The sequence below is a fragment of the Rhizobacter sp. P3_B12 genome (assembly GCF_056402895.1).
On sequence record NZ_JBFUGN010001807.1, the window covers coordinates 1 to 505 of the forward strand.

Annotated in this window: 1 protein-coding gene; it reads right to left on the reverse strand. The window is 49.5% G+C overall.

Features of this window, described 5'->3' with window-relative positions; all coding sequences use genetic code 11:
* Positions 1-469, reverse strand: a 469-nt coding sequence (locus AC1D01_RS38340; RefSeq protein WP_477875266.1) for a hypothetical protein, incomplete at its 3' end; no start/stop codon positions are given.
* Between the last annotated feature and the right edge of the window lie 36 nt (positions 470-505).

Here is a 505-nt window from a genome sequence, read left to right on the forward strand (position 1 = left end):
ACGTTATGGTGGGAAGGTATTGAGAAATGGCTGCCACGCAATTCGCCACCCATGAAGCAGTGGACGTACTCGAGACATTTTCCTGCGACTTGATTTGACTCTCTTCTTCGTCAAATCGAAACAACCCAGTCTTCTTCACACTCTTTCGAATGGGATCGAAGCTTGATGTGGCATCAACGGGCTTCCTCAATGGCCTTGCGAGAAGCGAACTCTTGGCCAGAAAATATACTTCTGGGTATAAATCAACCATTGGATAGACATCACCAGTATTGTGAGCACTGGGAAGGAATATCTGTGGCGCCGCAAGTGCTCGCGCCGCAATATTCCACTCGACGCCCAATTTCAGCTTCACTGCAGCTGCGAATGCCGGATTGTAGTAAACCGAGTTCATCTCTGGGTGATAAAAACCGACGGCCGAAGACTCAGGGTAATAAACCACCCTGTTCCCGCCTTGCTTCTTTTTGACCAATACAAGAATCTCTCCGCCTTGCGCCCTCTCCGAGTC